General features: G+C 64.3%; 16 protein-coding genes, 2 tRNA genes and 2 rRNA genes (1 of these 20 cut by a window edge). 2 read left to right on the forward strand and 18 right to left on the reverse strand.

Annotated elements, in window-relative coordinates; genetic code table 11:
* From ACQR1B_RS13095 to ACQR1B_RS13170, 16 genes are all read right to left on the reverse strand, one after another.
* Positions 1–331: ribosomal RNA gene (locus tag ACQR1B_RS13095) — 23S ribosomal RNA — on the reverse strand (it extends 2,528 nt beyond the left edge of the window).
* 442 nt (positions 332–773) lie between these two features.
* Positions 774–849, reverse strand: a tRNA-Ala gene (locus tag ACQR1B_RS13100).
* Positions 850–943: 94 nt separating this feature from the next.
* Positions 944–1,020 (reverse strand) — tRNA-Ile (locus tag ACQR1B_RS13105).
* Between the two features lie 245 nt (positions 1,021–1,265).
* Positions 1,266–2,754 (reverse strand): 16S ribosomal RNA (locus ACQR1B_RS13110).
* Together the 16S and 23S rRNA genes with 2 tRNA genes alongside form the textbook arrangement of a ribosomal RNA operon.
* A gap of 601 nt (positions 2,755–3,355) precedes the next feature.
* Positions 3,356–5,095 (reverse strand): nitrilase-related carbon-nitrogen hydrolase, encoded by a 1,740-nt coding sequence (locus ACQR1B_RS13115; protein ID WP_434831699.1) that lies wholly within the window; start codon positions 5,093–5,095, stop codon positions 3,356–3,358.
* 10 nt (positions 5,096–5,105) lie between these two features.
* Positions 5,106–6,095 (reverse strand): acetamidase/formamidase family protein, encoded by a 990-nt coding sequence (locus tag ACQR1B_RS13120; protein WP_434831698.1) that lies wholly within the window; start codon positions 6,093–6,095, stop codon positions 5,106–5,108.
* Positions 6,096–6,129: 34 nt separating this feature from the next.
* Complete coding sequence (locus ACQR1B_RS13125) at positions 6,130–6,846, reverse strand: ABC transporter ATP-binding protein (RefSeq protein WP_434831697.1); 717 nt, start codon at positions 6,844–6,846, stop codon at positions 6,130–6,132.
* Positions 6,839–7,555 carry an ABC transporter ATP-binding protein gene (locus ACQR1B_RS13130; RefSeq protein WP_434831696.1) on the reverse strand — a complete coding sequence of 239 codons (717 nt, stop codon included), beginning with the start codon at positions 7,553–7,555 and terminating at the stop codon, positions 6,839–6,841. The genes ACQR1B_RS13125 and ACQR1B_RS13130 overlap by 8 nt, the downstream gene beginning before the upstream one ends.
* Positions 7,555–8,619 (reverse strand): branched-chain amino acid ABC transporter permease, encoded by a 1,065-nt coding sequence (locus ACQR1B_RS13135; protein WP_434831695.1) that lies wholly within the window; start codon positions 8,617–8,619, stop codon positions 7,555–7,557. Before ACQR1B_RS13135 ends, ACQR1B_RS13130 begins: the two co-directional genes overlap by 1 nt.
* An 11-nt stretch (positions 8,620–8,630) precedes the next feature.
* Positions 8,631–9,503: an ABC transporter permease subunit gene (locus ACQR1B_RS13140; protein WP_434831694.1), complete on the reverse strand. Its 873-nt coding sequence runs from the start codon at positions 9,501–9,503 to the stop codon at positions 8,631–8,633.
* Between the two features lie 94 nt (positions 9,504–9,597).
* A complete protein-coding gene (locus tag ACQR1B_RS13145) occupies positions 9,598–10,836 on the reverse strand; it encodes an urea ABC transporter substrate-binding protein (RefSeq protein WP_434831693.1) in 1,239 nt (412 codons plus the stop codon).
* A 9-nt stretch (positions 10,837–10,845) separates the two neighbouring features.
* Positions 10,846–11,511 carry an ANTAR domain-containing response regulator gene (locus ACQR1B_RS13150; protein ID WP_434831692.1) on the reverse strand — a complete coding sequence of 222 codons (666 nt, stop codon included), beginning with the start codon at positions 11,509–11,511 and terminating at the stop codon, positions 10,846–10,848.
* Entirely contained in the window at positions 11,508–12,668 is a 1,161-nt protein-coding gene (locus tag ACQR1B_RS13155) for a transporter substrate-binding domain-containing protein (RefSeq protein WP_434831691.1), read from the reverse strand. The genes ACQR1B_RS13150 and ACQR1B_RS13155 overlap by 4 nt, the downstream gene beginning before the upstream one ends.
* Positions 12,669–12,960: 292 nt before the next feature.
* Complete coding sequence (locus ACQR1B_RS13160) at positions 12,961–13,119, reverse strand: hypothetical protein (RefSeq protein ID WP_434831690.1); 159 nt, start codon at positions 13,117–13,119, stop codon at positions 12,961–12,963.
* Positions 13,120–13,455: 336 nt separating this feature from the next.
* A complete protein-coding gene (locus ACQR1B_RS13165; protein ID WP_434831689.1) occupies positions 13,456–13,665 on the reverse strand; it encodes a PRC-barrel domain containing protein in 210 nt (69 codons plus the stop codon).
* 149 nt (positions 13,666–13,814) lie between these two features.
* A complete protein-coding gene (locus tag ACQR1B_RS13170) occupies positions 13,815–15,482 on the reverse strand; it encodes a tannase/feruloyl esterase family alpha/beta hydrolase (RefSeq protein WP_434831688.1) in 1,668 nt (555 codons plus the stop codon).
* A 183-nt stretch (positions 15,483–15,665) separates the two neighbouring features.
* Between ACQR1B_RS13170 and ACQR1B_RS13175 the strand changes: the two genes are divergently transcribed.
* Entirely contained in the window at positions 15,666–17,024 is a 1,359-nt protein-coding gene (locus ACQR1B_RS13175; protein ID WP_434831687.1) for an LLM class flavin-dependent oxidoreductase, read from the forward strand.
* 7 nt (positions 17,025–17,031) lie between these two features.
* Here the strand turns inward: ACQR1B_RS13175 and ACQR1B_RS13180 are convergent, their stop codons facing one another.
* Together ACQR1B_RS13180 and ACQR1B_RS13185 are read right to left on the reverse strand one after the other, a co-directional pair.
* The gene (locus ACQR1B_RS13180; RefSeq protein WP_434831686.1) at positions 17,032–17,682 is read right to left on the reverse strand and encodes an aspartate/glutamate racemase family protein; all 651 of its coding nucleotides are present in this window, start codon (positions 17,680–17,682) and stop codon (positions 17,032–17,034) included.
* Positions 17,683–17,825: 143 nt separating this feature from the next.
* Positions 17,826–18,488, reverse strand: coding sequence for an O-methyltransferase (locus ACQR1B_RS13185; RefSeq protein ID WP_434831685.1), 663 nt, complete (start codon positions 18,486–18,488; stop codon positions 17,826–17,828).
* Positions 18,489–18,791: 303 nt separating this feature from the next.
* Here ACQR1B_RS13185 and ACQR1B_RS13190 point away from each other — a divergent pair, with 303 nt between their 5' ends.
* Positions 18,792–19,442 carry a TetR family transcriptional regulator gene (locus tag ACQR1B_RS13190; RefSeq protein ID WP_434831684.1) on the forward strand — a complete coding sequence of 217 codons (651 nt, stop codon included), beginning with the start codon at positions 18,792–18,794 and terminating at the stop codon, positions 19,440–19,442.
* Positions 19,443–20,062 lie beyond the last annotated feature (620 nt).

A 20,062-nucleotide genomic window follows, 5' to 3' on the forward strand; every position in this document is an offset into this window, starting at 1 on the left:
TGATGTCCTTTCCTCCAGGTACTTAGATGTTTCAGTTCCCTGGGTTCGCTTGAAACCTCCTATGGATTCAGAAGTCTCATACCTTCTCTTGATAACCGGAAATCCAAAACCTCGACGACTTTCGTCATCATGATCTTGAAGTCTCTCGGTCTCCCAATCGAACCCCAAGACCAAGGTCTTGGAGTTCCGGCTATCGAAGGTGGGTTTCCCCATTCGGAAATCCGCGGATCAAAGCTTCTTCGCAGCTCCCCACGGCTTATCGCAGCGTAGCACGTCCTTCATCGCCTCTCAGCGCCAAGGCATCCACCGAACACCCTTAAGGCACTTGATTGCTCTCATTATCAATGTCCACACACTCGGCAGAATGTTGTCAGCCACTCACCTGCCCCCGAAGGACCAGGCGTTAGTGAGCTGCAGGACACTGATTAGAAAGACCAGCTTGCTTCTTAAGATCGAACCGATGGCCGTGCGGTCAAGCGCAGCCAACAGAGTCATTTACAACAAGCAGCCCGCTTCACAGCGTTCAGCTTGCGCCGAAATGACCCGGAGATAGTGAAGGCGTCGGTGCAAAGTCGAGGTGCGGACCGCTTGCGCGGTGGCCCTCATTGCACGACCCTACTCGGATCGATCTCCTCTTCACGATGTCAGATAACACGCAGTTGCCTGAAGTCCCGGTGAGGACCAGACAATGCGAAATGTTGTCTCGCGGACGAATTTGAACACGCTAGCAGCAGCTTTCTGGCCGCGCCACGCGTAGCCCGAAGGGCGAAGCGTGGTGGAGCCTGTCGGGATCGAACCGACGACCTCATGCTTGCAAAGCACGCGCTCTCCCAGCTGAGCTAAGGCCCCATACTCGGAAAGACGAATGCAATGTAGCGCGATCGTCGAGACGATTGGCTTACCAAATGGCTTGCCAGGCAATAGCGCCGGCAGGCGCGAAGATTGGTGGGCCTGGGAAGACTTGAACTTCCGACCTCACGCTTATCAAGCGCGCGCTCTAACCAACTGAGCTACAAGCCCGTAACGCTCGAAAGGCCCGTTCGCACCGGCGCGACCGGCGCTCACGCGCCAGACCCTGCACAGCGCAAGCCCTCAGGCAGCGTGTTCGTCCGCGAAGAAAGAGAAACGAAGACGGCGAAATCCCGCCAATGGAACTCAACCCGATCTGGCGATCGTGTTGGTCCCTGATGTTTCTAAAACAGCTCGATAGCTGACCAATCCGAAGACCAGTCGATCCGAAGATCATGCTGAAGAGCCATCCTTAGAAAGGAGGTGATCCAGCCGCAGGTTCCCCTACGGCTACCTTGTTACGACTTCACCCCAGTCGCTGACCCTACCGTGGTCGGCTGCCTCCATTGCTGGTTAGCGCACCGCCTTCAGGTAAAGCCAACTCCCATGGTGTGACGGGCGGTGTGTACAAGGCCCGGGAACGTATTCACCGTGGCGTGCTGATCCACGATTACTAGCGATTCCAACTTCATGGGCTCGAGTTGCAGAGCCCAATCCGAACTGAGACGGCTTTTTGAGATTTGCGAAGGGTTGCCCCTTAGCTTCCCACTGTCACCGCCATTGTAGCACGTGTGTAGCCCAGCCCGTAAGGGCCATGAGGACTTGACGTCATCCCCACCTTCCTCGCGGCTTATCACCGGCAGTCTCCTTAGAGTGCTCAACTAAATGGTAGCAACTAAGGACGGGGGTTGCGCTCGTTGCGGGACTTAACCCAACATCTCACGACACGAGCTGACGACAGCCATGCAGCACCTGTGTTTCGGGCTCCGAAGAGAAGGTCACGTCTCTGCGACCGGTCCCAAACATGTCAAGGGCTGGTAAGGTTCTGCGCGTTGCGTCGAATTAAACCACATGCTCCACCGCTTGTGCGGGCCCCCGTCAATTCCTTTGAGTTTTAATCTTGCGACCGTACTCCCCAGGCGGAATGCTTAAAGCGTTAGCTGCGCCACTGGTGAGTAAACCCACCAACGGCTGGCATTCATCGTTTACGGCGTGGACTACCAGGGTATCTAATCCTGTTTGCTCCCCACGCTTTCGTGCCTCAGCGTCAGTATCGGGCCAGTGAGCCGCCTTCGCCACTGGTGTTCTTGCGAATATCTACGAATTTCACCTCTACACTCGCAGTTCCACTCACCTCTCCCGAACTCAAGATCTTCAGTATCAAAGGCAGTTCTGGAGTTGAGCTCCAGGATTTCACCCCTGACTTAAAGACCCGCCTACGCACCCTTTACGCCCAGTGATTCCGAGCAACGCTAGCCCCCTTCGTATTACCGCGGCTGCTGGCACGAAGTTAGCCGGGGCTTATTCTTGCGGTACCGTCATTATCTTCCCGCACAAAAGAGCTTTACAACCCTAGGGCCTTCATCACTCACGCGGCATGGCTGGATCAGGGTTGCCCCCATTGTCCAATATTCCCCACTGCTGCCTCCCGTAGGAGTTTGGGCCGTGTCTCAGTCCCAATGTGGCTGATCATCCTCTCAGACCAGCTACTGATCGTCGCCTTGGTGGGCCATTACCCCACCAACTAGCTAATCAGACGCGGGCCGATCTTTCGGCGATAAATCTTTCCCCGTAAGGGCTTATCCGGTATTAGCACAAGTTTCCCTGTGTTGTTCCGAACCAAAAGGTACGTTCCCACGCGTTACTCACCCGTCTGCCGCTGACGTATTGCTACGCCCGCTCGACTTGCATGTGTTAAGCCTGCCGCCAGCGTTCGCTCTGAGCCAGGATCAAACTCTCAAGTTGAACTTGAAGCTTTGAACCGGCTGATCACAACGTTTGACGAGGTCCCACCAATCGATCTCCACGCTTCACAGCGCGAAAACCATGGTGTTACCTTTGAAACATTGTCCGCCGAAGTCTTCTCGTCCGATCCCAGAACCAAAAGCCGAAGCTCTCAATCCCGAGACCCGCAAGGACTCCGCCGTCCACGTTTCTCTTTCTTCATCTTCACTTGTCAAACAGCCCGCACTTGTTAGTTCGCGAACTCGGTCGCTCCGAACTAATTAGTGCATCTTCTTCGGTCTCTTTCGCCGTCGAAGTCTCCGTTGCCGGGGCGCTTCAAATAGCTGATTTTTCGAGACCGTCAAGAGATTTTCTGAAGAAAAACTCAAGAGCCAGTCGGAAGAAGAAACATCAAAGAAAACAACGTTGGTCCCGGAAGTTCGGGGGCCTCAGTCATCAGTGATGTCCGGCTGGCGTGGTGGTGAGATAGTGCGACGCCGCATCCCGTGCAAGAACTTTTTGCGACGGCTGTGAAGAAATGTGGACAGCGCTGTCGCACCCCGCTCTGCGCGCCGTCGCATGCCGCATCCGTTCCATTTTGGAACGGATGGCGCGCGCAAGCTTAGAAATTGCTCGCCTTCGATTGCACCAGCGCACGATACGAGTGCGGCATGCGCATGCAGACGAGATCCTTCCGCCGGACGACGTTGGTCGGATAGACGCTGTCGGGATTGCTGGTGTCGATCTCGAGCGTCGCAATCCCCTCCCCGCGCTCGACCATCGCCTCGCGGCGCGGAAACGCAAACGTATCCGGACCGAACACGCCGCTGAGCCCGCGATCCTCATTCGCCGCGTCGCACACATTCGCGAATGCGAAGTAGGCGTTGTTCTCGCCACCGCGAACACGGAAGTGATGCCAATGATGCGCGTCGGCCCCGGTCGGGATCGGTGACGGCTGCATCACCTCCGTCCCCGCATGCGCCGCACTGAAGGTCCCCTTCACCGCCGAAGGACACACGATCAGGTCGCAGCCGCGCAATGCGAGCACCCGGCCCGCTTCCGGAAACGCCGCGTCATGGCCGATCAGGATGCCGATCCGCGCCATCGGGGTATCGACGACCGCCCATTCGTCTCCCGCCGTGGCCCAGCCGCGCTCGGCCATCGTGAGGTGCGTCTTGCGGTAGGTGGTGATTTTACCGTCAGGGGTGACCAGGACGGCTGAATTATAGATGGTGTTCCCGTCTCGTTCCGCAAGTCCGCAAACGACGGTCATCCCCTGCCCCGCTGCGAGCTCGGCGAGCCTGGCCGTGATGCGGCCCGGGATCGGCTCGGCCGTTCCGGCCGGATCGGTCAGCCCCGTTGCCGCAAGTTCCGGAAACACCACCAGCTCGGCGCCCTCGCCCTTCGCGGCCGCAGCCAACCCGGCGATGCGCTCGAGATTGGCGGCCACATCGGATGTCGGCGCGAACTGCGCCACGCTGACGCGGGAGCGTTTGCCCACCGGCCACGGCTCATGGCCGTAGAGGCCGAAGAAATCGCGCGGGTTCCAGCTATAGGTGTTGGTCAGCAGCTCCGGATAGAGCTCCGGCCGGCGCTGCGCGAACACGGGCTCGCCGAGCACGCGCCGCGCCCGCGCGGGAGCCAGATCGATGTCGGCGAACGCGACACCGTCGCCTTTGTCGATCACGGCCGGCAACGTGCCGTCGGGCGCGATGACGCAACTGCCGCCGGAGAACTGCACGGTGCGCTCCAGCCCCCAGCGGTTGCTCTCGATCACGTAGCAGGAATTCTCGAAGGCGCGGCTGATCCAGTATGGCGCCGGCGTGCGCTCGGCCAGCCAGTTCGAGATGTGGCAGATGATGTCGGCGCCACCGAGCGCCATCAGCCGCGCCGTCTCGACGAAATGGATGTCCATGCAGATCAGCAGCGCAATGCGGCCGATTGGCGTCTCGAACACCTGGTTGTGCAGGTCGCCGGCCGCGGCCCATTTCGGCTCGGAGATGTAGGGATGGGTCTTGCGGTGCCGGCCGATGACGCCGTCGGGGCCGATCAGCACCGCGCTGTTGAAGTAGATGTCGTCGTCATCGACCTCGGGCATGCCGATGACGATGAAGCAGCCGTGCCGCTTGGCCAGCGCCGCGAAGCGATGCGTGGTCGAGCCCGGCACCTTCTCGACGAAGGGCGCCACCTCCGCGCGATCGTACCAGCAATAGCCAGTCGTGCCCATCTCCGGCGTCACGATCAGCTTCGCGCCGGACGACGCGGCCTGCTCGCAGAGCTCGAGCAAGCCTGCGACGTTGCGCTCCTTCTCGCCCAATGTCGGCTCGAACTGGACGGTGGCGACCTTGACCTTCGACGACATCGCTTCGCTCTCAGACCAGGAACTGCTTCTTGATGGAGGCGCCGAGCGTGTATTTCGGATCGACCATGTTGCCGAGCCGGACGCGGCCGGCCTGCGTCAGCAGCATGTAGGCGTCGATCTCCTCGAAACCGTAGTCGGCCGCCATCCAGCGGCACAGCTCCCGATAGGCGATGCGTGCCGCGTCCTCCATCGGCCTGGCAGAGCCGATGGTCATGATGAAGTCCTTCGTTTCCAGCCGTGGCCAGGCGATGTGCCAGCCCTTGATAAGGTCGACCTGCACGGTCGTGACCGTCGGATGCTCGATCGCGACGCCGCACAGTTCGCCGTCGCCCTGCGCCGCATGGCAGTCGCCGAGATAGAGCAGCGCGCCCTTGGTGTTCACAGGTAGATAGATGACTGCGCCGGTGCCGACATCGGGCAGATCCATGTTGCCGCCGTAATAGTCGGGGACCAGCGAGGAGATCGCCTCGATCTCCGGCGAGGTGCCGATGGTGCCGATGAACGGCTCATAGGGCAGCGTGATCTTGTCGTTCCAGACGGTGCCCTTTTCCGCGGTGATCTCCAGCTTCTTGACGCGCTCCGGCAGCGCCGGATTGAGCAGCGCCGTGTTTCCCGTTCCGACCAGCCCGCCGAACTCCGGCATGATCACCGTGGTGCCGCGCGGCTGCGGTCCCCGCGGCACGATGCTCTCGATATAGACCGCGAGCGTGTCGCCCTTCTCGGCGCCGTTGACGTAGATCGGCCCGTTCTGCGGATTGAGGAACGGGAAGTTCAGGATCTTCGACGGGCTGTCGGTCTCGTGCTTGATCGCGCCCTCGAAGGCGTCGTGCGTCTCGGCGGACACGACCGCGCCGGGATCAATGGTCAGAACGGGACCGACATAAGGGCCGTAGACATAGTGATACTTGCCCTGGTCCTTCTCGGTGATGACATGGTGCGCGCCGCGCACACCCTTTGCCACGCCCTTGCGGGCCATGATCGACTCCGACTGCCAGGCCATGCTCGTTCTCCTTGTGCTCGTTGTTGACGTTTCTTCAGACTGCGAGGTGGCGGCGCATCTCGGTGGCGTCGTCCAGCTCCTCGCGCGCGAGGCTCGCCGTGATGCGGCCCTTGTCCATGACGTAGCAGCGCTGCGCTATGGCGCGGATCATGTCGAGATTCTGCTCGACCAGGATGATGGTGACGCCGGTCCGGCGGTTGAGCTCGACCATGTTGCGGGCGATGTCCTGCACGATGTTGGGCTGGATGCCTTCCGAAGGTTCGTCGAGCAGGATCAGATGCGGATCTGCGATCAGCACGCGGCCGATCGCGAGCTGCTGTTGCTGGCCGCCGGACATGGTGCCCGCGCGCTGGCTCCAGCGCTCCCTTAGGATCGGGAATGCGCCGACGACGCGCTGCCGCCCCTCCTCCGGGATACCGCCGCCCTTGATCGCAGCTCCAACTGCGATGTTCTCGCCGACCGTCAGCCGCGGAAACACGTCGCGGCCCTGCGGCACATAGCCCATGCCGAGCCGGGCGCGCTTGTGCGCCGGCAGATGCTCCACCGCCTCGCCGCGATAGACGATCGAGCCACTCATGGCCGGCACCAGCCCGATCAGGCTCTTCATCAGGGTCGACTTGCCGACGCCGTTGCGGCCGATCACCGCGACGATCTCGCCTTCGCGCACCTCGATCTCCAGTCCTTGCAGCACCGGCTTGCCGCCATAGCCGGCGCGCAGCCCGACGGTGGTGAGGATCACTTCCTTACGCATGCGCCTGCCCCAGATAGATCGCCGCGACGCGCTCGTCGGCCACGATCTCGTCGATCGAGCCTTGCGCGAACACCTGGCCGAGATGCAGCACGGTGACGCGCTGCGCGACCTGGCGCACGAACGCCATGTCGTGCTCGATCGCGAGCACGGTCATGCCGGCTGCGTTCAGCCGCCGCACCATCTCGCCGGTCGTGTGGGTCTCCTCCGGCGACATGCCGGCGGTCGGCTCGTCGAGCAGCAGCAGCCGCGGCTTCAGCGCGATCGCCATGCCGATCTCGAGCCACTGCTTCTGGCCGTGGCTGAGATTGCCCGCCATCTGCGCCTGCTCGGCTTCGAGATTGAGGAAGGCCAGCAGCCTGTCGATCTCCTTGGCGAGCGAGACGCCGCTGAGCCGGCTCTGCAGCGCGATCTCGAGGTTCTGCCGCACCGAGAGGCCCTTGAACACGCCAGGCACCTGGAACTTGACCGAGAGCCCGCGGCGGATGCGGGCGAAGGATTTCAGCGCGGTGATGTCCTCGCCGGCAAAGCTGATCTGGCCGCTGCTCGGATGATGCTCGCCGAGGATCAGGCGGAACAAGGTGCTTTTTCCCGCGCCATTGGGCCCGATCAGGCAGTGGATCTCGTCTTGCTCCAGCACGAGATTGACGGAATTCGTCACGTGCAGGCCGCCGAAATGCTTGTCGAGGTCGCGGAGCTGCAGCAGCGCCATCACGCCGCCTCCTGCTTGCGCCGGGTCACGAGCTTCGTGATCCAGTTGATCACACCGAGCACAAGCCCGTTGGGCGCGATCAGCACCGTCGCCACCAGCAGCACGCCCATGAACACTAGCGCGTACTGGCTGCCGTAGATCGTCAGCGCCTGGAAGCCGGAGAGCACCACCAAGGTGCCGATGATGGTTGCCGTGAGATCGCTGCGGCCGCCGACGGCGACCCAGATCAGCGGCAGCGACGCCGCCGTCATGCCCATGCTGGACGGCGTGATGTACTGGCCCCACACCGTGTAGAGCACGCCAGAGAGGCCGGCGAGCGCAGCGCCAATCACGAATGTGATGAGCTGGTATTTCCGGATGTCGTAGCCCAGCATCTCCGCGCGCTCGGGGTTCTCCCGGATGGCGACGATGACGTTGCCGAACGCGGAGTTCATCAGGATGCGCAAGCCGAGATAGACCAGCACGAGCATCGCGAGCACGACGTAATAGAGCCCGACATCGGCAAACAGCACGATCGGGCCGCCGAACCAGGGAATCGTTAGCGGCGGCATCGCGCTCATGCCATTGAAGCCGTTCAGCCGGGCGGCGCCGATGCGCCATTCCGGGCCGGCGGTCTGGGCCATGAAGCGCTCGAGCATCAGGGTCACGGCGAGCGTGACGATGCCGAGGAAGACGCCGGCGATACGGCCGAAGAACATGAAATAGCCGAGCAGCGCCGCCACCAGCGCGGCCATGCCGACGGCGAGCAAGAGCGCGATCCAGGTGAAGCCGTAGGACGCGCCGAAATTGATCGTCAGGATGCCGTAGCCGTAGCCGGCGATGCCGAAGAACGCGGTCTGGCCGAACGACAGCGAGCCGCCGTAGCCCCAGATCAGGCTGAGGCTGAGCGCGATGAACACCCAGACGAAGAAATAGACGGTGTTGCCGACGGTGTAGCCGTCGCTGAACAGCGGATAGGCCAGCGCGCCCGCGAGCACGAGCGCGAATAGCGCCCAGAACGCCGGGCCGCGACCGAGCGTCTGCGGGCCTTCGAGCCGGCGAAACAGGGAGAGAAATCCGGTCATCGCGGCGCTCCTCAGGTCCGCTCGCGCAGCACGAAGCCGGAGATGCCCTTCGGCAGCACCCGGACCACGATGATCACGGCGATCAACAGGCCGATCTGGCCGAACAGCTGGCCCTGCCAAGACGTCATGCCCGATTTCACGATGGCGAGGATGCCGCCGGCCGGCGCGGTGCCGAGGAACACGTCGGCGCCGCCGATCACCACGGTGACGAAGGCCTCCATGATGAAGGTCGCCCCCATGGTCGGCACCAGGGTCATGGTCGGTGCATAGAGCCCACCGGCGAGGCCGGCGAGCCCTGCGCCGCAGGCGAAGGTCAGGCTGTAGATCAGGCGGGTGTCGACGCCGAGCGCGGCGGCCATGTGCGGCACCTGGATGGTGGCGCGCGCGAGCACGCCGAACCGCGTCCAGTTGAACAGCGCATACAATGCGCCGAGCACGGCGAGCGCGGCTGCGAACAGCACGATGCGGTAGGTCGAATAGGAATAGGCGCCGACCTGGAAGCTGCCGAACGGCGTGCCGACGCCGGCCATGGTCGATCCGACCAGGATCAAGGTGCCCTGCGTCGCGATCAGGCTGAGGCCCCAGGTGGCGACGATGGTGTCGAGCGGCCGCTCATAGAGATGCCGGATCACCAGCAGCTCGACGAGGACTCCGACCAGGGCGGAGGCCAAGGTGCCGCAGAGAATGCCGAGTGGCAGCGGCAGGCCGGCATGCACGGTCGCCGCGGTCACATAGGCGCCGCACATGATGAACTCACCATGGGCGAGATTGATCACGCCCATCATGCCGAAGATCACCGCAAGCCCGCAGGCCGACAGCACCAGGAAGGCGAATGCGTCACCGAACTGGTAGAGCGCAGAGAATGCGAGGGTTGCGATGTCCATGGGTCCGTCGGGTCTGACTGGAAAGCGATTGCGCGCGCAAACGAAAAACATCGTTGCCCCGGCGTGAGGGGACGCCGGGGCAACGGCCCGCCGATCAGGGCTTCGGCGGCGGATTCGACGGCGTGTACTGCGCCATCGGATCCTTCTTGGTCAGGTCGCAGCCGGCGTCACCGAGCCAATACGGCTTGATGTCCTCCCAGACCTTCGGGAACGTGATCGAATGATCGGCGCCGACCTTGGCGAGGTAGATCGTGTGCGACATGTGCTGGCTCTTGGGGTCAATGCAGACCTTGCCTTCCGGCGCATCCATGCAGACGTCGCCCATCGCGATCACCTTGCGGATCTCGTCGCGGTTGGTCGATTTCGCCCGCTCCACCATCTGCTTGTAGAGATAGAGCGCGAGATAGGAGTTCTCGGCCTCTTGGTTCACATAGGGCTCGCTGGGGAACTTGGCCTTGAACTTGGCGGTGAACTCCTTGCTCTTCGGACTGTCGATCTCCTCGATGTAGTTGGTGGTGACGTACATGTCCTTGAGGCTCGGCGGCTTGAAGCGCTTGTGCTCATAGCCCTGGCCGACGTTGACCGAGGACGCCATCGGCAGGTTGACGTTGGCGGACGCCGCCTGCTCGTAATACGAGGCCTGCGCGGTGCCGACCAGCAGGGTCACGACGAAGTCGGGCTTGGCCTTCTGGATGTTCTGGATGCTCTGCGAGAACTGCGACACGCCGAGCGGGATGAACTCCTCGCCGGCCATCTCGCCGCCGTTCTCCTTGACGATCTTGCGCACCCACTCCGCCGAGATCTGGCCGAAATTGTAGTCGGCGGCGAGCGTGTAGACCTTCTTGCCGTAGGCCTGCATCATGTAAGGGATCAGCGTCGAGAACTGCTGCTCGGGGACGGCGCCCGTGACCACCATGTGGCCGTCGCAGACGCCGCCTTCATACTGGTTGTTGTAGAAGGCGAAGCCGTTGAACTGATCTACGATCGGGCGGTAGGCCTCGCGCGAGGCCGAGGAGAAGCCGGCGAACACGGCGTCGACCTTGTCCCGCTGCAGCACGCGGCGCATGAATTCCTGATAGCGCGTGTTGTCGGACTGGGTGTCGTAGGTCACGAGTTCGAGCGGCCGGCCCATGATGCCGCCGGCCTTGTTGATCTCCTCGGCCGCGAGCTGGATGGCGTGGACCTTGCCGATGGTCGCCGCGGCGAAGTCGCCGGACTGGTCCTCCAGGACGCCGAGCTTGATCGGCGCTTCGGCGGCATATGCGCCTGACGCGAAGACAAGCGTCCCCGAGAGGGCCGCGGCGCGCAGCCCCCGCAATACAGATCTGGTCATGTGATGCTCCTACATCGCTTGCTTGTTGCCGCCTTGCAGCGTGATGCCGCTCGTGCGTTCCGGCGTATCGGGCGGCCTCGCCCGTCTCCTCAGGAACTCCTCGCAATAGAGCTCCAGGCTCTGCCGCGCCCGCATGCTGTCGCGGCGGAGCGCGGAATAGGCATCGTCGTCGTTGAGACCGGTCTCCTGCATCAGGGTGACGACCGCGCGGATGACGGCGCGGCGGCCGCGCCGGCGGCTCTCCAGGTCCTGCAGCTTCTCGTACATCTCGGTGCGCAGCAGGAACTGGTTGATGCCGAGAAACAGCGCCGTGTAGACGGCGCCGCCATGCACGGGCTTGCGCAGGAACGAGGTGGCGCCGAGATTGACCAGCGCCTTCAGCCGGCTCGGCGCTTCGACACCGACGAGGCCGATCACCGGCACCGGCGGCAGTTTCGAGGCCGGGTTGACCTCGATGGCCACGGCGCCTTCGAGATCGCCGTCGACGAACAGGATGTCCCGCTCCGGTTGCAGGTTAGCGACGTCGATCTGCGCGCGGCCGTCGACAATCTCGGGGTATTCGCAGGCGACGCCGAGCTTGGCGAGCGTCGTCTCCAACGTGGTCTCCCACCCTGCCCGCCGCGTGATCACCAGCGCGCGGCCGCCCTTGAAGTTCTGCAGCAGTCGGAAGGTCATGACTTCACCATTCGGAGCAGCGGAGGACGCATCGCCGTCGCGAAGCGCGGCGACGACTGCACGAGATAGGGATCGGGCGCGATCGGCTGGCGCGCTTCCAGCAGCAGTTCGAACTGGCCATCGGCCAAGGAGCGGCCGATGCGCGGCGTCAGCCAGGCGTGATAGGTCTGCGGATCGATCCGCACCTCGCCCTGCGGCGCCAGCAGCCGCTGGTTGGCCACGGCGCAGCGCACCAGCCGCGACTCGTCGCTGCCCGCCTGTGCCAGAGCGGCAGCCAGCAATTTGACGGCGATGTAGGAGGCCTCGGCATCGGCCGAGACCACCGGGCCGCCGGGACACGCGGCCCCATAGGCCTGCATGAACGCTGCATTCTCGGCCGTGTTGAGCGACGAGAAATACACGCTCGACGACAGGTGGCCGTCGACCGCTTCGGTGCCGATCTCCTGCAGCTCGGGCTCCGACAGCGTGCAGCTGGCGACCGGAATCTGCTTCGCCTGGTCGATCCCGGCCGCACTGCAGGCGGCGCGAAAGGCGCGGAAGAACGCGTAGGCGCTGGTGCCGATCAGGTTGTTGAAGACGAAGTCGGGGCGCTGCTCGATAATGGCGGCGATCACCTGGTCGAACTCGGTATCCCCGACCGACAGATAGCGCTCGGCCAGCACGCTGCCGCCGCGCGCGCTCAGCGCCTCGCGGAAGATGCGGTTGTTCTCCCAGGCCCAGATGTAGTTCGAGCCGACGCAGAAGGCGCGCTTGCCGACGCGCGAGGCGAGATAGTCGACCAAAGGCAGCACGTGCTGGTTCGGCGCCGCGCCGGTGTAGATCACGTTGTCCGAGCTCTCGAAGCCCTCGTAGTGCGACGGGTACCAGAGCAGCCCGTCGAACTTCTCGAAACAGGGAATGACCTCCTTGCGGCTCGACGAGGTGTAGCAGCCGACCACCTGGCGGATGCCGGAGCTCAGCAGCTCGCGCGCCAGCGCGCGATATTGCGCGAGATCGCCGGCCGGATTGACCACCACCGGCTCGAGCGCGATCGGGCCATCGCCTGAATTGATCTCGCTAAGCGCGAGCTGCGCGCCGTTCAGCATCGAACGCGCGACGACGCTGTACGAGCCCGTCGTCGAGAACATCACCCCGATGCGAAACGTCGTCCGCGTCATTCTGCGTCCCAAAACAAAAAAGCGCCCGCCGGCCGTGAAGCCGAGGGCGCCCTCGCCACCAACCAAACACGCTTCGATCAGCGCGGTGTTGGAAATGGTTTGATCGTATCGCGTCAACGGGCCGCTTTGCCCAACGCATGGACAATACGGTCCCTTAGAACACCTCACCTGTCAAGCGCGTTGTTGCAGCGATGGCTGCACCAATTCGTGCCCCCGTGCAGCAAAATGATGCAAGCAACAACCGCCGGAGAGGCTGCGCGTCGAATACCCGACGGTGCACGAACAAAGACGCTCAGCGCGAGCGTGGCGCCTGCTGGCGGACCGGACTTCTCAGCGCCTGATCGAGATCGGCGATCGCTTCGGCTTCACGCGCGCGGCGCAGATGCTCGGCCTGTTCGAGGCCGGGCGGCAAGCGCTCCGCCGTCTCGCGCGCCTTGCGTGCCATCTGCATGAGACGCTCGCTCAAGGACAGAGCCTGCTTGACGCGCCGACGCCGTTTTTTCTGATCTTCCAGTTCCATGCAAACTCATTTTCGGTTTTGTTTTATGGACTACTCAACTATAGATTATATACCATACTCATGCATCGACATAGGTGAATCGGAAAGCGCGAGACGTGGCCGTTTCCGCATTGGCAAGCCGCCGGCAGGCCACACGGTCGAATGTTAGCCGCGGCGCGGCGCCCGTTCCGTATCAGATGATACGGAGGGGGATCACGAAGTCGGCCGGAGCCGAAGCAGGACAGATTCGTCCACTGGCATGGGCCGAGCACGCCGGCAGCGGCGGCCTCAGGCTTGCGCGAACTTGATGGTCGAGACCGGCCAGCGTCCTTCGTGGCCGCTGAGCTCGATGCGCAACCCGTGGAACTCGTCGAGATGGAGCCGCGCCACCGTACCGGCCTTCCCGTCGCTCAATGCCACCGCCTTTCCGATCAGTTCTGCCTGCGCCTGTTCGAATTCACGCAGGATGCAGAACGCTCGCGACTTGACGGCAACCATGAAGACCCGTGGAAGTGACCGAGACAACGCAACGCGCGGCCACGAACGCAACCGCTGCCCATCAGATCGGCATGCGACAGACCCGCGTCAACCGCTCATCAAGCGATCGTGCATACAATCTCAGCGCAGCCTGTCACCCTCACCGCGGCTCAGCGGCACTCGAAACTCGCCGCGTCCTCGACGCTGCCGCTGCCCTTGTAGGTCACGACCTTCGGGAACGCGCACAGATCCCGCGTGCGGCCGGGCCATGGCACGTCGGGCGCACGGCGCGCGGTGGCGCGGATCCTCTCCGGCGCCGCGGCCGTGCCCTCGACCCAAGCGTCGAGCGCGCTCAGCAGGTCGAACTGATCGGTCGCAGGTCCGCCGCCGCAATGATTCATGCCGGGAACGAGGAACAGCCGCGTGAAACCGTCGGCGTCGGCGCCGTACTTCGTCTTGAGCTGATCGACGTAATCGATGGTGTCGAGCGCCGAGAAGATCGGATCGGCACCACCATGATAGAACAGCATCTTGCCGCCCTTGGCCTTGAAGGCGTCGAGATCGGTCGAGGTCGCCGCCTCATATTCCATGCCGGCGTCGAAGCCGCCGGCGCCCTTCATCACCTTCTGCGGGTCGCGGTCGAGATCGAAATTGCGCACCCAGGCGACGAGGTCCTCGGGCGTCTCCGGCGGGCTCATGAAGTCGTAGGCGACACCGCCGGGAATGAGCGTGAGGTTGCGTGCGTTGGGCGGGCTCGATTTCGGCGTACCGAGCTTCCAGGCCCGCCAGCCCGGCGCGGCAAGGCCCGGATCGTAGGGCCAGCGCGCATAGATCAGCTGGCCCATGGAATTGCGGCTGCCATCGAACATCGATCGAACAGCCTTCAGCTTGGGAGCGGACAGGCATTGCGAACTCTGCCCGTCCTTGCAGGCGAGCACGGCGGGATCGAAGCGGCACGCCATCACGTCCTGCACCATGCCGTCCTTGGCGCCATCGGCGCCATCGCAGGCCGCGTTGACGGCCTCGGCGACCGTCTTGAGATCATCGTCGGTCAGCGCGCTGCCGACATCCGGCTTGCCGTCTGCGCCGGGCGGCGCGATCGCCAGCAGCGCCTGCTCCTGTGCGATCACGTCGATGCCGGCGAGCGGCACGCGATAGGCCGGCGCGCCGGCGATGACGCCGTCGAACAGCTCGGGAAAGCGCTGCGTCACCGCCATCGCCTGGCGGCCGCCATTGGAGCAGCCGGCAAAATAGGAGCGGCGCGGCGCGTTGCCGTACAGCTTCTCGGTCGCGGCCTTGGCCGCGGCCGCCACCGGCGGAATCGAGCTGTAGCCCTTGTCGCGCCGCGCCTGCGGATCGAGGCCGAACAGATAGGGCCCGAGCGGCCCGGGCTCTTCGAGATGGCCGGAATCGGTCGAGGCCGCGGCGTAGCCGTTGGAGAGCGCGTTCGGCGGCGTGACGCCGGTCAACAGCCCGAGCGCCGGGCGCAGCACACCATCGACGCCGCCACCGCCCTGGAACACGAACTTGCCATTCCACGTGGCGGGCAATCGCAGCTCGTAGCCGATCGCGTAAGGCTTGCCGTCGATGCCGGTGCGCTCGTTGATCTTGCCGCGGATCAGGCAATGGTCCGGCGCCGGGCTCGTCACGCCTGCGGGCGCCGGAGGCGCCAGCTGCACGCCGCCCGCGGCGACGAATTCCGCCGTGACGATGCGGCCGCTGCCGGAGAATCCTTGCGCCAGCGCGGCGCAGCTCGCCTTGAAATCCTCGGCATGGACGGAGGCCACAGCCGACGACGTCAATACCAGCGCAGCCAGCGTCGTGATCCGGATCGCCATCAATCTCGTCCTCCCACATCCGGGTCAAGGCCCGCCCTGCGCCGTCGTTGCTGCGCGGCGCGTTGGATCGCGCCCGACCATAGCCAAGCCTGCGCACGCCGCAAGCGGCCGTGTGCAGGCGCGCGATTGAAAACGTCAGCGGAAGCGTGCCATCTGGTGACACGACAAATGCGAGGGACCATCATGGCTGCGGACATCCGGTTGAATGCGTTTGCGATGAACTGCGTCGGGCACCAGTCGCCCGGCCTGTGGCGGCATCCGCGCGACCGCTCTTCCGACTACAACCGCCTGCCCTATTGGCTCGACCTCGCCAAGACCCTGGAGCGCGGCCGCTTCGACGGCCTGTTCCTCGCCGACGTGCTCGGCGTCTACGACGTCTATGGCGGCAATCCCGACGCCGCGCTGCGCCATGCGATCCAGGTGCCGGTGAACGATCCGATGATGCTGGTCTCGGCCATGGCAGCGGTGACGGAGCATCTCGGCTTCGGCGTGACCTGCACGCTGTCCTACGAGCCGCCCTACCCGTTCGCGCGCCGGATGTCGACGCTCGACCATCTGACGCAGGGCCGCATCGGCTGGAACATCGTCACCGGCTATCTCGACAGCGCCGCGCGCGGCATGGGCAAGGAGCGCCAGACCGCGCATGACGACCGCTACGACGTCGCCGACGAGTACATGGAGGTGGTCTACAAATTGTGGGAAGGCAGCTGGGAGGACGACGCCGTCAAGCGCGATCGCGCCAGCGGCGTGTTCACCGATCCGGCGAAAGTCCACCGCGTCGGCCATCACGGCGACAACTATCAGCTCGACGCCATCCATCTGTGCGAGCCGTCACCGCAGCGGACGCCGGTGCTCTATCAAGCCGGCACCTCGCCGCGCGGCCGCGTGTTCGCCGGCCGTCACGCCGAATGCGTGTTCATGTCCGGCCCGTCGGCCAAGATCATCGCGCCGCGCGTCGCCGCGATCCGCCAGGCCGCCGCGGAAGCCGGCCGCGCGGGCAGCGACATCGTCATCTTCAGCATCGCCACCGTCGTGCTCGGCGAGACCGACGCGGAGGCCGAGGCAAAATTTGCCGACTATCGCCGCTATATCGACCACGAGGCCTCGCTGACGCTGATGTCGGGCTGGACCGGCGTCGACTTCTCGACCTACGACCTCGACCAGCAGGTCCGCCACGTGCTCAACGATGCCGGCCGCAGCGCGATGGACAACGTCACCCGCGCCGATCCCGACCGGGTCTGGACCGTGCGCGAGGTCGCCGAGCATGTCGGCATCGGCGGTATCGGCCCGGTGTTCATAGGCTCGCCCGCGAAAGTCGCCGATCTCATCGAAAGCTGGATCGAGCAGACCGGCGTCGACGGCCTCAATCTCGCCTTTGCGCTGTCGCCGGAGAGCTTTGCCGATGTCGCCGACATGCTGGTGCCGGAGCTGACAGCGCGCGGCCGCTACAAGAAGACGTATCAACCTGGAACGTTGCGCGAAAAAATGTTCGGCCGCGCCCGGCTCGCGGCGCCGCATCCGGCGGCGGGCTATCGGCCGTAGCGCGCGCTCAGGCCGGCAATCGCTGCAGCAGCTGCGCCACTGCCGCCGCGATCGGCTTGATGATCGGCACCGCGAATTCCGGCTGCAGCCGATCGGCGGCCTGCGCCAGCGGCCCGCCGCCGATGATCACGGCCTCGGCGCCGTCCTGATCGATGCAGGCGCGCGCCGCCTCTGTGAGCGCCTCGACGAGCCGCGCGGGGTCGGCAGCGAGCGCGGCGGGATCGCCATCGGTCAAGCGCGTGCCGGTGAACTGCGCGGAGAGCCCGAGCGCGCCCGCAAGACGCGCGATGCTCGCCACCAGCGCCGGCGTCACGGTGGCGACGCCGAAGCGCCGCCCGCCCTGCCCGGCCTCGCGCATCGACGCCTCGCCGATTCCGATCACCGGCAGTGGCACGAGGCGACGCAGCTCGGCCGCGCCGGGATCGCCGAACGCAGCGACGATGATGCCATCGCAGTCGTCGCGATGGGCCCGGCCGATGTCGACCACTTCCGCCACCGATGCCGCCAGAGCCTGCGCGTCGACGATCATGGCCGGCGCGCGCGTGGCGGTCGCACCGGCCACCTCCGCCCGTCCGGCACAGCAGGCGGCCGCGATCGACACCATCATCGCCGTCGTGGCCGCCGAGCTGTTGGGATTGATCAGGAGAATGCGAGGCATGGGGCGCGGTTGCTGACGTTGACGGGAGTCCCGTCGTGAACAATTGCCGCCCGAACGTCAACTCCGGACTCATTCGCGCGTGCGCGCGGATTGATGCCCCCGCCGCGCGACCTCTGCGGCCGCCTTGTCCGCGACCGCCGACGTCATCCGATCCGCATCGACAGTTCGACCTCCGCACCGAATGGCACCGACAGATAGCCGTGATCTGGCGAACGGACATGAGCGAGATAGTCGGGGCTGTGATCGGCATTGTCGGCGACGATGAACGCGCCGGCGCTGAGCCGGCTCTCCAGCAGCGCGAGAACGTCGGCATAGAGCGGCTTGGCGCCGTCGAGCAGCACGAGGTCGATCGTATCAGGCAGATCGTTGCTCAGGGTCTGCAGCGCGTCGCCCTGGCGGATCTCGACGAGATCGGCGAGCCCACCCTCCTCCAGATTGCGACGAGCGCGCGCGATCTTCGACGGCTCGAACTCCGTCGTGATGAGCCGGCCACCGCCATTGTCGCGCAGCGCCGCGGCCAGGAACAAGGTCGAGATTCCGAACGACGTCCCGAACTCGACGATGCTGCGCGCTTCGAAGCTGCGCGCCAGCATGTAGAGCAGCATGCCGGTCTCGCGCGAGACGGGAAGCGGAAAATCCTTCAATTGCGTGTAGAGCTCGACATGGCCGGACCTGCTGCGCATCAGCTCCTCGCCCCGCTCGGCCATGCCGGCGAAGACAGGGCTCGTCTCCGGTCGCAGCAGCGCCGCCTCGGCAAGCAGGCGATCGAGCAGCGGGGCCAGCGGCTGGGTGGTCAGGGTGGTCATTGAGATGTCTCCGTCTCGAGGGTAGGGCTATCGCATTTGACGATCGCAGTCTTACGCTCGTCTCTCTCGACATCGTCATGGCCGGGCCTGTCCCGGCCATCCACGTCGTTCGACATGCTTGGGAAGACATGGATGCCCGGGACGAGCCCGGGCATGACGGAGTAAACTAGCGAGCAAAATTGTTCGTCGCGACAGCCTGGGATTTCCATCTGCGATAGCCGTGATCTTGGAGGTAGGTCGTTTGCGTCCCGTTCAAAATACGAATAATCATTCGCATTCGCTATTCGCATTTCGGAACGTCCCATGGCCCCGCGCCGAAAAGCCTCGATTTCCGCACGAAAACAGCCCCAGCAGGCGCGCTCGGCCGACCTCGTCGCGGCCATTCTGCAGGCCGCTGTTCAGGTTCTGACGAAAGAGGGCGCGCAGCGCTTCACCACCGCAAGCGTCGCCGAGAAGGCCGGCGTCAGCGTCGGCTCGCTCTATCAGTATTTCCCCAACAAGGCGGCGATCCTGTTCCGGCTGCAGAGCGACGAGTGGCGGCAGACGACGGATCTGCTGCGCGGCATCCTGGAGGATGCGAGCCGTCCGCCGCTGGTGCGGCTGCGCGCGCTGGTCCACGCCTTCCTGCAATCGGAATGCGACGAGGCCGCGATACGGGGCGCGCTCGACGATGCCGCCCCGCTCTATCGCGACGCGCCGGAGGCCCGGCAGGCGAAGGCGGCCGGGCATCGCGCCGTGCTGGCCTTCATGCGCGAGACGCTGCCCAACGCCTCCGATGCCGAGCGAAGCCGCGTCGCCGACCTGGTCAAGACGACGCTCAGCCAGGTCGGCAAGCATTTCTCGGAGACACCACGCAGCCGCGCCGAGATATCGGCCTATGCCGACGCGATGGCCGACATGTTCTGCGCCTATCTCACCGCCGCGAACAAGCCGCACAGGCGTAAGGCCGGGTAGTCCTGCAGCCGGGGCGTCTCCGATCAACGGCCTCTATGGAGACTCCGTCATGCGCGGGCTTGTCTCCCGCATCCGCGATTCTTCCTCGTGAAGCTGGGAACCTCTGCACAGAGTTCGACGGATTCGCACGCAAATTGGCGAAGTGGCGCGAATGAGCTCAGACTCCATGCTCCAAGCCAAATGCCCGGATCCCGACATGTCAATTATTCTGATTCCGCCGCGAGGACGGTGGCCGTTGCTGCGCCCTCGCCCCTTGTGGGAGAGGGCATGCATGAGCGAGCAGCGAACTCGGTTGGGTGAGGGGTATGTTTCCGCGAACCGCGCTCGTGGAGGGAGACCCCTCACCCGACCGAGTCGGCTGAGCTTTCATACATGCCCTCTCCCACAAGGGGCCCACAAGGGGCGAGGGCACTGTATTGCGCAGCCGTGCGGAGGCGCCGAAAGAAGACAGGCGGCGCCTGCATGCGCGAAAAGGCGAAATTCGCCCGCTATCTCAAGCTGATTTGTCCTGTCCAGTCCTCCAGCGAAAAATATCCTAGTTTCTTTTTTAACGAAATCATGATCTTATCTCCCCATCCCGCCCGATCGAGAGGGGCGTTTCGCGAACGTCACGGAGCGTT

The organism is Bradyrhizobium oligotrophicum (genome assembly GCF_051168495.1).
Taxonomy (GTDB): Bacteria; Pseudomonadota; Alphaproteobacteria; order Rhizobiales; family Xanthobacteraceae; genus Bradyrhizobium; species Bradyrhizobium oligotrophicum_A.

Bases quoted from the DNA above. Each gene is read 5' to 3' on its own strand.
- ACQR1B_RS13185 (WP_434831685.1), bottom strand. From the start codon at position 18,488: ATGACCACCCTGACCACCCAGCCGCTGGCCCCGCTGCTCGATCGCCTG.
- ACQR1B_RS13190 (WP_434831684.1), top strand. From the start codon at position 18,792: ATGGCCCCGCGCCGAAAAGCCTCGATTTCCGCACGAAAACAGCCCCAG.
- ACQR1B_RS13115 (WP_434831699.1), bottom strand. From the start codon at position 5,095: ATGTCGTCGAAGGTCAAGGTCGCCACCGTCCAGTTCGAGCCGACATTG.
- ACQR1B_RS13135 (WP_434831695.1), bottom strand. From the start codon at position 8,619: ATGACCGGATTTCTCTCCCTGTTTCGCCGGCTCGAAGGCCCGCAGACG.
- ACQR1B_RS13130 (WP_434831696.1), bottom strand. From the start codon at position 7,555: ATGGCGCTGCTGCAGCTCCGCGACCTCGACAAGCATTTCGGCGGCCTG.
- ACQR1B_RS13180 (WP_434831686.1), bottom strand. From the start codon at position 17,682: ATGCCTCGCATTCTCCTGATCAATCCCAACAGCTCGGCGGCCACGACG.
- ACQR1B_RS13125 (WP_434831697.1), bottom strand. From the start codon at position 6,846: ATGCGTAAGGAAGTGATCCTCACCACCGTCGGGCTGCGCGCCGGCTAT.
- ACQR1B_RS13120 (WP_434831698.1), bottom strand. From the start codon at position 6,095: ATGGCCTGGCAGTCGGAGTCGATCATGGCCCGCAAGGGCGTGGCAAAG.
- ACQR1B_RS13150 (WP_434831692.1), bottom strand. From the start codon at position 11,511: ATGACCTTCCGACTGCTGCAGAACTTCAAGGGCGGCCGCGCGCTGGTG.
- ACQR1B_RS13140 (WP_434831694.1), bottom strand. From the start codon at position 9,503: ATGGACATCGCAACCCTCGCATTCTCTGCGCTCTACCAGTTCGGTGAC.
- ACQR1B_RS13175 (WP_434831687.1), top strand. From the start codon at position 15,666: ATGGCTGCGGACATCCGGTTGAATGCGTTTGCGATGAACTGCGTCGGG.
- ACQR1B_RS13165 (WP_434831689.1), bottom strand. From the start codon at position 13,665: ATGGTTGCCGTCAAGTCGCGAGCGTTCTGCATCCTGCGTGAATTCGAA.
- ACQR1B_RS13155 (WP_434831691.1), bottom strand. From the start codon at position 12,668: ATGACGCGGACGACGTTTCGCATCGGGGTGATGTTCTCGACGACGGGC.
- ACQR1B_RS13145 (WP_434831693.1), bottom strand. From the start codon at position 10,836: ATGACCAGATCTGTATTGCGGGGGCTGCGCGCCGCGGCCCTCTCGGGG.
- ACQR1B_RS13170 (WP_434831688.1), bottom strand. From the start codon at position 15,482: ATGGCGATCCGGATCACGACGCTGGCTGCGCTGGTATTGACGTCGTCG.
- ACQR1B_RS13160 (WP_434831690.1), bottom strand. From the start codon at position 13,119: ATGCAGATGGCACGCAAGGCGCGCGAGACGGCGGAGCGCTTGCCGCCC.